13 protein-coding genes and 1 tRNA gene are annotated in these 12,746 nt (G+C 42.3%); 5 read left to right on the top strand and 9 right to left on the bottom strand.

Annotation, left to right across the window (positions count from 1 at the left end; translation table 11 throughout):
• Positions 1-6: 6 nt before the first annotated feature.
• Positions 7-1,917: an indolepyruvate ferredoxin oxidoreductase subunit alpha gene (iorA, locus tag QXH45_04635; GenBank protein ID MEM2078536.1), complete on the bottom strand. Its 1,911-nt coding sequence runs from the start codon at positions 1,915-1,917 to the stop codon at positions 7-9.
• A gap of 124 nt (positions 1,918-2,041) precedes the next feature.
• Between iorA and QXH45_04640 the strand changes: the two genes are divergently transcribed.
• The gene (locus tag QXH45_04640; GenBank protein MEM2078537.1) at positions 2,042-2,395 is read left to right on the top strand and encodes a hypothetical protein; all 354 of its coding nucleotides are present in this window, start codon (positions 2,042-2,044) and stop codon (positions 2,393-2,395) included.
• Between the two features lie 2 nt (positions 2,396-2,397).
• Here the strand turns inward: QXH45_04640 and QXH45_04645 are convergent, their stop codons facing one another.
• On the bottom strand, positions 2,398-3,033 hold the full coding sequence (locus QXH45_04645) for a hypothetical protein (GenBank protein MEM2078538.1): 636 nt from the start codon (positions 3,031-3,033) through the stop codon (positions 2,398-2,400).
• Between the two features lie 53 nt (positions 3,034-3,086).
• On the opposite strand from QXH45_04645, the gene QXH45_04650 reads away from it, so the two are divergent.
• The 3 genes from QXH45_04650 (at position 3,087) to QXH45_04660 (ending at position 4,626) form a co-directional block, all read left to right on the top strand.
• A complete protein-coding gene (locus tag QXH45_04650) occupies positions 3,087-3,590 on the top strand; it encodes a hypothetical protein (protein ID MEM2078539.1) in 504 nt (167 codons plus the stop codon).
• Positions 3,591-3,623: 33 nt separating this feature from the next.
• A tRNA-Lys gene (locus tag QXH45_04655) sits at positions 3,624-3,697 on the top strand.
• Positions 3,698-3,726: 29 nt separating this feature from the next.
• Positions 3,727-4,626 (top strand): metallophosphoesterase, encoded by a 900-nt coding sequence (locus QXH45_04660; protein ID MEM2078540.1) that lies wholly within the window; start codon positions 3,727-3,729, stop codon positions 4,624-4,626.
• 97 nt (positions 4,627-4,723) lie between these two features.
• On the opposite strand, the gene QXH45_04665 is transcribed toward QXH45_04660, so the two are convergent.
• Entirely contained in the window at positions 4,724-5,113 is a 390-nt protein-coding gene (locus QXH45_04665; protein MEM2078541.1) for a putative metallopeptidase, read from the bottom strand.
• 203 nt (positions 5,114-5,316) lie between these two features.
• On the opposite strand from QXH45_04665, the gene QXH45_04670 reads away from it, so the two are divergent.
• The gene (locus QXH45_04670; GenBank protein MEM2078542.1) at positions 5,317-6,447 is read left to right on the top strand and encodes a M48 family metalloprotease; all 1,131 of its coding nucleotides are present in this window, start codon (positions 5,317-5,319) and stop codon (positions 6,445-6,447) included.
• Here QXH45_04670 and QXH45_04675 read toward each other — a convergent pair.
• From QXH45_04675 to QXH45_04700, 6 genes are all read right to left on the bottom strand, one after another.
• Positions 6,444-6,878, bottom strand: coding sequence for a hypothetical protein (locus QXH45_04675; protein MEM2078543.1), 435 nt, complete (start codon positions 6,876-6,878; stop codon positions 6,444-6,446). The genes QXH45_04670 and QXH45_04675 overlap by 4 nt on opposite strands.
• A 102-nt stretch (positions 6,879-6,980) precedes the next feature.
• Positions 6,981-7,562, bottom strand: coding sequence for a TATA-box-binding protein (locus QXH45_04680; protein MEM2078544.1), 582 nt, complete (start codon positions 7,560-7,562; stop codon positions 6,981-6,983).
• Positions 7,563-7,609: 47 nt separating this feature from the next.
• Positions 7,610-9,298: a DUF2070 family protein gene (locus QXH45_04685; GenBank protein ID MEM2078545.1), complete on the bottom strand. Its 1,689-nt coding sequence runs from the start codon at positions 9,296-9,298 to the stop codon at positions 7,610-7,612.
• Positions 9,298-9,816 carry a hypothetical protein gene (locus QXH45_04690; GenBank protein ID MEM2078546.1) on the bottom strand — a complete coding sequence of 173 codons (519 nt, stop codon included), beginning with the start codon at positions 9,814-9,816 and terminating at the stop codon, positions 9,298-9,300. Before QXH45_04690 ends, QXH45_04685 begins: the two co-directional genes overlap by 1 nt.
• An 81-nt stretch (positions 9,817-9,897) precedes the next feature.
• The gene (locus QXH45_04695) at positions 9,898-10,662 is read right to left on the bottom strand and encodes an ATP/GTP-binding protein (GenBank protein MEM2078547.1); all 765 of its coding nucleotides are present in this window, start codon (positions 10,660-10,662) and stop codon (positions 9,898-9,900) included.
• A 140-nt stretch (positions 10,663-10,802) separates the two neighbouring features.
• Positions 10,803-12,638 (bottom strand): ATP-dependent DNA ligase, encoded by a 1,836-nt coding sequence (locus tag QXH45_04700; protein ID MEM2078548.1) that lies wholly within the window; start codon positions 12,636-12,638, stop codon positions 10,803-10,805.
• Positions 12,639-12,746: the final 108 nt, after the last annotated feature.

Raw genomic sequence — 12,746 nt, forward strand, 5'->3', positions numbered from 1 at the left:
CCCACCTCACCATAGTTTTTCCCACTCACTTGAAGGCGTGTTGGAAACCTGGATAGCCTTGTAGGGACAAATGCTAGCGCAGAGGCCACATCCAGCGCACAAGTCTTCGACTATGACTGGCTTCCGAGTATTAGGGTCTACTACGAGGGCTGGGCAGGCCGCTAAGTTGACGCATGCTTGACAGGCTGTGCACTTCTCGGGATCAACTCTATATACGGGTAAGACAACGCGGGATCTCCTAGCATCCCTCATTACTTCTAAGGCGCACCGGGCTCTTGAAACTATGGCAATGTTCTTTCCCTTCTTAAACTCCTCCAGCGCCTTCTGCAGTGTAGCCACAGACTCCTTGACTCTTAACGGATTAATTACATAGGTCTCAAAGCCCACGGCTTTCAAAACATCCTCAGGCAGTATTTTAGCAGTAGCTTCTCCTGTGGCGGTGTATCCGCTTCCGGGATGCGGCTGGTGTCCTGTCATCGCAGTAACCGAGTTATCCAATACTACAGGAATGGCTCTTCCCTTGTTGAAGACGAGATTTACAACTCCTGGAATTCCTGCATGATAGAATGTTGAATCACCTACTATTGCAATGACTAATTCGTCGACGACCTTACTGAGTCCGTGCCCTATACCTATCGCACCTCCCATTTCGAAGCTTGTCATTTGAGTTTCAAAGGGTTTTTGATAACCCAGGGTGTAGCACCCAATGTCTCCCGTGTATATAACGTTCCTGAAACCAGCTCTGTTAAGACTGGTCTTCAAAATATAATAGCTACTTCGATGGGGACAGCCGGGGCACAAAACAGGGGGTCTTGGAGGGATGGGAGGGTCTGTTTTTATGTCGCCGATCGACTCCCATCTCTGGGGCGAACATGATCCTAAGAACTTACATATTGCATCATAGACGGCTTGGACCGATAATTCATCGTTTAACGGGACGTATTCTTTTCCAAATATCTTACTAGTCGAGCCAATCTCTAAGGATATCCTTTTAACTTGATCTTCTACAATGGGATCAAGTTCCTCGACAACCAAGACTTTTTCAGCTGTACTCAAGACCTCCTCTATTGGTTTCCTTGGCAACGGAACAGGCATATTTACTTTCACAACAGTGATTTTATCGTCAAGACCTGTGAGATTCAACACCTCACTAACGTGTGAATAAGCGATCCCGCTTGCTATTACTACGGTCTTCATACCCGGGTTTATGATTTTTACAAAGGGTTCACTGGTCTCCATTTGAATTTTTCTCCAAATCTCCATCAGCTTTGACTTTAATTTTCTCGCGTGTCCTGGGACTAGAACCCATCTTTCAATAACTCTTTCGAAAGAACCTTTACATGCCTTCTCAATGGGAATATCCTCCTCGAGTAGGATAGGTTGCCGCGTGTGACTTATCCTTGTCGTAGACCTCAGAATTACTGGATGACCGTATCTTTCACTTAATTTGAATGCTTCTTTCACGTAGAAGTATGCCTCACGAGCACTGCTAGGCTCGATAACGGGAATATGCGATATGAATCCATACCACCTATTATCTTGCTCGTTCTGACTACTATGATGCCCCGGATCATCCGCTGAAATTATTACAAACCCAGCCTTTACACCAGCATATGCGCTACTCATTAATATATCGGCCGCCACGTTTAATCCAACGTGTTTCATCGCAGTTAAGCTCCTAACTCCAGATATAGCGGCCGCATACGCAGTTTCGAAAGCCACTTTCTCGTTAACACTCCACTCCACGTATGTCTTGGTGTATTGTGCAACCTCTGCTAATGTCTCAACGATTTCTGTCGATGGCGTTCCAGGATATGCTGCGGCGAGACATATCCCGGCTTCAAGTGCGCCTCTCGCTATCGCCTCGTTCCCCATTAATAGAACAGTTTCTCCTTTCCTAGCTAGGACTGGATGCATCAGCACCACGCGATTTCTAAGTATGTGACCCGGTGGTTAATGAATATTTTCTTTGATTAGTGGGATTTAGTGATTATAAAAGTTTAAATATTTGAATTCCCACTATCTTATACAGGGTGATATTATGGTTAGAGGGAAAATAGTGTACGAGGACATCGACCTCGTCGTCGAGATAGCTCCAAGAGATAGCGAGCTCCCAGACATGGTATTGAACGCAATAAAAACAAAGGGAAGACCATTATTCTTCGACGAACTGGTAAGAGAGTTCAGTGGAATTGCGGGAGAGGATAGAGTGAGAAAAGCCGTTAACCATCTATTAGCGTTAAAGCTAATAATGGAGTATCCTGATGGAAGCCTTGGCTTACCGGGAATGAAGTGGGAACCGAGAACCGGTAAGAAAAGGCGTAGAAAAAGGACCCCTCGTTTAATGACGGATATTGAAGAAGGAAAAACTTACTACAAGACCCCGATACACTGAAACTATTTTTGCCCGCTAGCTCTTCCCCTTTTTTTCTCGAATATGGATGAAACCTTCTCTCCTGTACATTTCTCAAAACCCTTTAGAATTACTCCGTACCTCTGCTGTAATTCGCATATAAAATCCTCTGGAACAATAGCCACGGCATTCCTACTCGTCTGTATCGAGTATGACTTCGATAAAAGAGGGGAGACAACCCCTTCTTCAACAATAACGTCTAGGTAAACCGGGAGCCTCGTCGTGTTCACGTAACCTCTTTGTCTCTTAACCCCGTATTTGTCAGTAAAAATTTCCCCAACCTTCAGTCCATCAAGACAGACTCCTTTGTTATCACATTCAATAGGTTTTATATCTTCCTCGAGAACCTTGTCGAGGATATCACTCTCTAATCCATGCAGAAGTTCCTTGCTCTGGCTTTCTAATGAGGGCTCTTTCTTGCCGCTGGTTTCCCGAGTTTTCAATTGCTTGCTATGAGCATCCAGTAGGCTTAAAACATGTTTTACTATATCGTCTTCCACATTGGAGTGCGTTTGTGGCTCTTCTTTCTTCTGGGGGGCGCGACTCTCATCAATATTTTTTTCTGACTGTTTGAAAAACTCAGTCAATTTTCTATTTCGCGGTTTCTCCTTAGACGGCAACGTCTCACATTATTAATATGATGTTTCCAAAGTAATTTAAATCGGTGAGTATTTTGCAGTTAACACCTAGAGGCTTGCTGGTACTTTCCATTTTCCTTCTGGTATTGTCGATTATTTTTTCACTAATTGGGAGCCTCGAGACTGTCCAAATGGTTGAGAGAGAGAAAATTATTTACGTTAACGAAACCTCGTACTATACACTTTCGCTTCTTCTTCGAGAAAACATCATCTCAGAAGCTAGAGGCGCGACCATTTCCATTACAAACGAGGGAGGGGCATCCGTTGAGATAATGGTTTTCTCCAACGAGACATTGCTTTACCATGTTATCCTGAACCCTGATGAGTTGAAAACATTCCACTTAAACGGAACCAATCTACAATATAACGTGATTAGATTGTCATCTAATGGAACCCTAGTAAGATTGTCTTTCACGCTCGAAATCCCATCGATGCCTTTCACTGAATTCTCTATTGCATCACTAATCGTACTGATCATTGGAACCGTGCTATTGATTCAATACGTTGCTGTTAAAATCAGCTTAAGAACCGAAAAATAAATATAAAAGCACCTTGCATATTAGAGAAGCTTGGGGCCCGTAGCTCAGCCTGGTAGAGCGGCGGGCTCTTAACCCGTAGGTCCCGGGTTCAAATCCCGGCGGGCCCGCTACTCTTTTCTTAAATGGTGGTGGATGATTGCTTAGAAGGTTGTTCCAGGAAAATAGTGGCTTAGAAATTTTCATTATACCTGGAACATCGTTTCTTTACACTTCCGATTCAAGGACTTTAATAATGGCTGATTTACACCTGGGTTTCGAGGAGGCAGTAGCGCGAGGATTGGACTATACTTTGAGGGGTGGAAGTAGCTACTCCGCCATGTTTCTCCCACGTGTTCAATTTAAGAAAATCATAGAAACTTTGGAGAATGTTCTAACACGTGTCAAGGTTGATCGTGTAATCATAAACGGTGACTTGAAACATGCTTTTGATAGGTTGTTAAGACAGGAAAAATCAGAGGTCCGCGAACTCATCAGGTATCTGAGGAATGCTGACATAGATGAAGTTGTTTTGATAAGAGGAAATCACGATAATTTCATTAAAAAGATAGTTTTAGAGGAAGGTGGACGAATTTACAACGCCTTAAGCTTAAATATGAACGGAACCCGTTTATTCATAACCCACGGCCACGAGTATTTCCCCATAGATGAACATGACATCATAATTATTGGACATGAACACCCTAGCATTAGGTGCTTCGGTGGACGAAGATACCCAGTTTTCCAAAAAATCCCGATAGATCATGGGAAATGGATCGTAATTCAACCAGCTACCGGTCCATATCACCCGGGCACTCTTGTTACACCTGATCCCGCGAATTACTTATCACCCTATGTGAAAAAATCAAGACTTCTTCATAAATCAAGGGTGATTCTCTGGGTTGAGTTAGAGAAAAACAGCGAAATGGTGGATCAATTCTCTTCAGTCATCGACTCGCCCCTAGTTCGAATCGATAGGATTAATTTCGGGGAGAGAGAGTTCGGCATAATAGAGTTCGCAGATTTAGAGACAACAATGTTATTCTGTATGTATGAGTGAAACTCAGACAATCGACCCATCATCAAAATTGTCAGATTATGTCGGCATCAGCATCAATTAATATATCGCTAACACGGTCTTAAATAATATTCGATAATCAAGACTTACGGGATTTCCTTTCAATAAATATCCTGTAGAGGCGTAATACTTCTCTACCATTAACTAACCTACCATGTGGCCTAAGGCCTCCCTTAAGGTTTCGCGGAACATGTAAAAGTTCATGTATTAGTACTTTAACTTTCTCGCCAACTGGTAGGTTATCAAACCCCTCCGAGATGACCTCGATCACATATATTGGTTCGACCCCTAATACAAATGAATAGATTCGTGGAAACCCGTGGACCCGCGCAATCGCTCTAGATTTACTACCTACTGATCTCACTGCCACGATTCGTTTGAGATCAATATGTTGGAGTTCGGGCTGGAGAGTGGATACGATATCTTTAATCATGTCGGAAACGTCATTAGCCCAGAAATACTTAATCATTTACTACACCAACGATGATTGTTCCCTATATTGAGTCAATATTTTCGACTTATTAATGAACATTTTTATTCGTTGAATCCAGTATTATGGTTGTTCCATACCCTTTACAATCACTACAAGAAAACTTTCAACACTCTGATGATCACGCTTTTCACATTTATAAAGTCCTGACGAATTAATCCATCTCGGTGAAGGTTATGTGGATGTTGTTTTATGATGTACCACTATTCTTGGCAATGATTATTGCATATGCCATAGGATTTGTAGCGCTAATGTTGCTAGCTGGACTAATCGCACCTAAGGTGGCTAGGAGGTTGACTAACAAATTCTCATTATATACGTCGATGTATCTTGCAGGTTTCATAGCGGTTTTCACGGGTGTTGCGGGATTGGCCCTGATTTCGATAGCATTGGCTGATGTCCTAGGCACAATAGTGACAGCCGCGTTCATAATTGGACTGGCATTGTTTATATTAATCATAAACGTATTCTCATATCTGTTTTCCCCGCTAATGATAAATTTAGCATACAGAGCAACACCGGATAATCAGCTCCAAGAGATTGTCAACAGAGTCGCTGGAAAAGCTGGCTTCAAGAAGCCACCCAAAGCAGTAGTGGTCAGAGGTCCTCCAAACGCTTTCGCATATGGAAATCCAATCTTTGGGAAGTATGTAGCAGTATCATCAGAGATGCTTAGGATCACTAACAGGGAGGAGTTGGAGGCCGTAATAGGGCATGAACTGGGACACCACAAACACAGAGATAATGCGATAATGCTCTTCATGGGAATATTCCCAAGTATAATATACTACTTGGGGGTAATGCTCATAAGACTGGGCATAATAAGCGGTGCTTCAAGACTATCCAGAGACCGTAGAAGCAATGGTGGAGTATTTTTCATTCTTATTGGAATAGCCGCGGTAATTTTGAGTTTCATTGTGCAGATCCTAGTATTGGCCTTCAGCAGGCTAAGGGAGTACTATGCTGATGCTCACGGGGCCAAAGTGTCTTCACCGAGAAACATGCAACGCGCACTGGCTAAGCTACACCTTTACTACGAGTACAACGATGTTGGATACGAACGGTTATCCAATAGTAAATTAAAAGCCCTCTTTATCTATGCTTTGAGCGAAGCATTCGCGAATCCATTTTACCATTATATTCCTCCCCCGAGAGACTTTAATGTCGATGTTGATCAAGCCATTGAAGAATTGAAGAAAAAGGAAGAATCCGGGTTTAAGGAGATAATGAGCACTCATCCTCCGATACCAAAGAGGCTGCGATTCTTGGACTATGTTGGATATCGTCCCGTTAAAGTTGAAGAATACGTTTAACATTCTACGTAAATGGTATTGCCTCCTTTTTTCTTCAAACGCTTTATTATTCTAACTGCTTTTTTCCTACCTAAAGTTGCAAAATAGGCCTCACGCCTATCACGTGCTGGTCTGGCTATCACGTAGTCTCCGATTACTACTATTGTTATCCCAACCCCCATGGTGTTGATTATCTCCTTTATCATCCTCAAATCTTCAATTATACGCGAGACTTGCTCACACCCGAAAGGTATCTCTATTAAAGCTTCTTCAGTGCCTCTTTCATAGTCTAACCCATACACGATCACACTATTGTATTTTATAGCAAAGGACTCTACTAATCTAGTTAACTCGCCAGTTACAAGGTTTGGAGTATATTGATCTAGTCCCCTGCTCATAGTATACTCTTTGAAGCCATCCAAGTCCATAAGTATAATGATACCAGGCACCATCCTGGAAAATGAATGATCAGAGTGAGCTGTAAGGTCATCATCCCTTTCCGGGTCCATGAGGCTGCCCACTTCATCACTAAAAACACATGTTTATTTAACCACTTATATTTCCTCTCTCGCTCCAGCTATACATCCAAGCTCTAATAATTGTTTGCCAATATTCACAACAGCTTTTTCTACTTCAGATTCCTCCTTTGCCCCAGTTATGACCATTTTTCCACTACTAAAGATTAAGAGAACAACTCTGGGTCCTCTCATTCTATGAATAAGCCCGGGAAACTGCTCGGGTTCATACATGCTGTCCTCAAGAAGATAAGCGGCTTTCTCCAAGTGAACGTATGCTCCGATGTCCCCGCTCGCAACGATATTTTGTATCTGTATCCTGGGTTTCCCGGTGACTTTGATACTGTACTTTAATAAGACTTTAATCATTCTCTTTACTGCTTCTATCAATTGCTGAGTACTTTTGGCCCCAGTGACAACCATCTTACCCGATTTGAAAATCAATGCAGTTGTTTTAGGCTTGTCTAGTCTAAATATTAAGCCGGGAAATTGATCGGGTTTATAAGTGATGGCTGGAATCCGGGTCTCTATGAGTTCGAGATCAAGCTCGTGTTCCAATATGACGGTGGCCACAATATTCTCAATTTTATAACTAGGCTTCAAAACAGTTTCTTTACTCATATCAAACACCCATTGAATTTATTTATAAACCCCGGGTTTAAAAAAGTCTAAAATCCCATCAAATTCCACAGGAATTTAACAATCCATGGAGTTAGGAAGGCGTAAGAGACTAGTAGGACTGCTGATTCAACATAAGATTCTCTAAGTATTTTCTCAAGAAGGATAGCGGCGTCTCCCATCAGTTTAACGTTCATCCTTCCCTTTTTTAAACAAATCCCTAGATCCTCCTTTAAACCATTAAAACGGTCGATATGTTCACTCAAATCTCTCGTAAGTTGCTCACTGTTATGAACTGGGATATAAGTGATGTTGGCCCTGACACCGGTTTCAGTGTGTTCATCATTAGTTAACACTTCTATTATCGCGTCATTACCAAGCTTATTCCTTAATAATCCGAGAAGAGTGTCGCGCAAGCCGGGCGCCATGTTATTTCCCCGCAACAAGAGAAGAACTACTTTTTCATGAGTCACACCTCGAATTTGAAGGATACATACCTCGCCTTTTATGAGACCTGGAGCTTGTGTCGTAAAACAATGATGTTTTACAAAGGTGTCTTCGGGTTCCCTAGCTCTGAGTTCCTTAACGATGCTTAGAGACTCGTCGAGAGCTTTTCTTAAACCATGAAGATCTATTTCTTCCTGCCTCTCCCAATTATGGGCGTCGATAAGGATTAAATCTCCTAGACCATACTCCTTAGCCTTTAAACCGTACTCTGTTTGAAACTCGTATGGTAGGTCATCTATTCCCATTAGCGGTCGGGACACTATTAAGAATGATACCTTATCGAAAACTATCCCGGTCACTTCCCAGTTATTCTCAAACTTGTTTTTGAAGGCGCCATGGTACTTCAAAAATGTACTGCAATTTTCAAACAACAAAGGAGTTAGTTGTCTCAAATAGTCCTTCATGTATTTTGAAGATGCAATGTTCCTATCGTGTGAGCCGAATCCGTGGAGCAAGAAGACGTCTAATCCGACCTTCACACAATCCTCTCTAACAAGCATGGGTAATTGACTACTTCCGGTATTCGAGAAGGGGCCGTAATGAAGATCGGTATAAATTAAGGCAAAACCGTTTGATTTAACAACATATGTTGATACGTTAGAGAAGACTCCCAACCTCTCGAAGACCTCTTCTATTTCTCTCGAACCATTGAGCCAGTTCTGCAAGAATAAGGAGCCAATATCGGGGGCCTTAAACCCGTTTATTTGCCGCCTACCCATTATTGCATAGACTAGGATATTTAACAATATTATTATCGAATAGCTCATGATTAAAGGATATATTACATCAAACATCTCTGTTGAGGAAACAATATTCTCATAAACAATTACAGTGAGGAAAGAGGGCAGGATCCCTATGATGTAACGCCACCAAGAAGTTCCATCCAAGCCTTGGAGGACAATAATGAACAATATTGCCGAAGAAACCGATGAGAGTCTCCAATCCCTGGATAAAACATAATACAGTATGGAGTAAATGAGTATAGTAAGAGACATTCCCGTTATCCTCTTCAGCTTCCAGAATACGGTTCTCCCGTGAATTTTACGATACATGACCAGGGTGAGTAAAACGAATACCGTATTAAGAATAAACGGGACCGAACCCTTTCCCAACAAGACTACGGTTAATGAGAGTAGAAATATCATAATTAAAGTTATTAACTTCCAGTGCGGAAGAGAAAACAGTATGGAGTAGTATTTGCTCACAGCTGTTCTGGGATGATATAACCCCACTATATGACACCCTTCGACTCGAAAAGCCATACGATTCTAAACATGACCAAGAAGCCTGTGGCAATCAATGAAGGTATTGCTCCAATCCACGATTCTAAAGATACATATACTAGGGTTGCCCCTACCAGTATTGCCACACCGGTTATTGCATGCTCAATCAGCATGTAAGCTAAAATAATTATCACCATTAAAATTAGAATAGAAATCGATGAAAATTTCGCGATACCCATAAGGCTGGTTAAAAGATACCACATAGTAATACCTGATAGGAAGCTTAGAGATGCTTTGAATATCCACCATCCAACCACAACACCGATGATGAACATTAATAGGAAAACTATTAGGCCGCCCCCTGGACCCGAGATAATAGATGCGATGACAAATCCTACAGCCCCGAGAAATGCCCCGAATCCGACCCCAACCATTAATTTGATTACAGTTTTCCCCGCGAAGATGAGTATAAATCCATATGTAAACATGAAGAATGCGGCCACAGGGTCGATGTATAAATTATCCATTATCCTCCGCCTTTTGAAAATGTAACGTTTCTTGTTGTGCACTAACGAGTCAAAATAATCCTAGTTGCTTATAAAATATTTTCAAGTTAAATCCCCGCACACGCAGAATGCCTCGTGAAGTAAATCATTCAGGTTCTTTAAACTGCTTTCATCGTATATTGAGACCAATACGGCTCTCAATGCCCCTCTAGTCTTCTCGGCAATGTTGATCAGTTCTGGAAGCAACTCGGCTTGAAGCCCATGAGTCATCTCTCTCCCAATTAGCCCAGAGGGGTTCTCTATCAGAGTTCTAAGCACTGAGAGGTTTCGTGCCACGTCGGACTTACTTATTATCGGAACCGTTAACAATCCCGTCTTCAGTTGAATTAAAACGTACATGAACCATGATGTAACAGCATCAGGCACATTATCAATGATGGAAGAGTCGATCAAATAGGCTATGACCGTGTTACTTCTTCGAGAAATTCTTGATAGAAACTTCCTCGATTCAGGTCGGAAGATGAAGGCTTCAAGCTGTCCGGGAGTATCTATGAGAATATAGTCCCATTTCATTAGGTCTGTGAATGGTTCATCCTGCATGATATTTTGGGTAAGAGCTTCTATCTCCTCTGCAGATTTTAAAAAAGCCGCGTTGGGACCAAGCCTGTATTTCCTCATCAGATATGATAGAGTAAAGTACTTTCTTATATCAAATACAGGCTCGTAAGGCAAGTCTTCAACGCCTGGATCCAAGTTCACTGTAGCAATTTTTGCAGAAAGGTTTTCAGCAAGCCACCTAGAGTATTCAGCCACGATGCTTGTTTTACCACTTCCAGCCATTCCAGCAAAAACGATAGTAGAGGGCAACTGTCTCACCTAGGTTTACTGAATCTAGATAAAAAGCAGATTAATAAACCATGAATGCATAAAAATCAGATGACCCGCGACACTCCGCTAACGCTCCCTGGATTGGGAGGGGATGAAGCGGGGGCTCGAGACAGAGGAACTTACTTTTCTTCTCCAGGCGCCATAGGCTTCTCGCTTATCCTCTTCAACTGCATCTTGTACATTTCAATCAATTCATCGCTTGTCGTAGCATCTTCTGGTCCTTTATCATCTCTCCATCGGATGAATCTGGGGAACCTGATCGAGACTCCGGCATCGCTTTTTAACCTTCCATACGCGCAAGTGTGCACTGGAGAAAGGGTTAACTCTGCACCTATGATTTCTGCGACAAGGGCCGGTTCAACCCATACGTCTGGTTCGACTTTGGCCACTACCCTCAATGGTTTTCTATCCTTAATGTACGGTTTTATTAGCTCAGGTATTTTTTCTAAGTCTTCATCCGTGAAGCCTGAGCCTACTTTACACACTGTTTCAAATGTATCGTTACTCGGATTGTATGATGCCATGAGCAGTGTGCCGAATTTCCCGCCTCTTCTACCTCGTCCATAGAAAGCTCCGACTACCACAAGGTCAACGGTATCGACCATTTCACTTCTATAGTCTCGTTTAAACTTTATCCAGAGCCATCCCCTCGTTCCTGCCTGGTAGATTGATGCTTCATGCAGGGCTTTCACCATAACGCCCTCGGCCCCCTCGCTAATAGCCTGAAGGAAGAACTTTTCTAGCTCGGCTGGGTCCGAGGTTCTTATGTACTCTGCTATTCTGAACTCATCGGTCTGTTGAATTATTTCTTCCAGCTTTTTCCTCCTTTCAATTAATTTTTTCACAGTGTAGTCAACGCCATCTTCAAATAACAGGTCGAATAAGAATACTTTTACCGGATTTTCCTTAACGGCTAGATGAATATCATATTTTCTCTTCCTATGCATTAGCTCCTGGAATGGTTTCAACTCGCCCGTCGCTGGATCGTAAGCGACTATTTCTCCCTCCATGATCACCTTTTCCGCCTTGACGTTGTTTAAGACCATTTCAACTACATCTGGATATTGAAAAGTTATGTTCTCCAATCTGCGAGAGTATATTATTACCTTGTTTCCATCCTTGTGAATCTGAGCTCTCTCACCATCATACTTATATTCCACAAAAGCCTCGTTGCCTACTTTCTCCAAAATCTCCTTAGGATCACTCAGGCGTTCTGCAAGCATTGGACGAATCGGAACTCCAACGGAAGGGGTTATATTCTTAATGGCTTCTACACCACTAGTTGCCAATATCTTTGCAACCTCCCCTAGATCCGCCCGCAAGTTATACGCCCGCTCGATCAAAGGTCTAAATGAAGCCGATCCCGCGTAAACCACCGCTAGCGCGTCCATTATGGTCGCATCTCCAATCCCAAGCCTCAATTTCCCTTCGACAAATCGTACAATATACTTAGCTTCCTCGGGAGATGCCTCAGAAAGTAATCCAGCGAGAAGTCTAATCTTTAAATCCTTGCTTCCCTCACCCTGCGCCAACGCTATCCGGGTTAGAACGTCGTAAACCTTGTTCACAGTTAACTCTTCCTTCTTCTCGACGAAGGAGAACAGAGTTGTTGCCTTTCCTTTCTCAACCATTTTCAGTTTTAAGAATTCAACTGTTAATCCAGCGTCTCCTTTTGACTTCAAAACTTCTTCAACCATTTTCTCTGAAGAATGAGTGGCAGAGGATATAGCTTTAATCAACAATCTTTCAGCTATCCCTAGCTCGGGTAATCCTTTCCAATCAGGCCACAGTCTGGTTTGTATTATGTAAACGACTTTATCGATTACTTCGGGGGGTGTTTGCTTAATAAGATTAACAAGTATCGCCGTTAGTTGAGTTCTAGCTGTCGTGGTCTCTAGTTTTTTGAAAAAATCTACGATAACCTTAAAATGAAGGTCGCGTTGAACCATGGACATGATTATTACTCCATGAATTATTTATTTTGAAAGGGGTTAATTATTAAACCCCATATTTGATTATTATTAAAAGGTGATGATAACCCGGCAATTATGAGCTAACGCAGT

The organism is Thermosphaera sp., from assembly GCA_038827615.1.
Lineage (GTDB): Archaea > Thermoproteota > Thermoprotei_A > Sulfolobales > Desulfurococcaceae > Thermosphaera.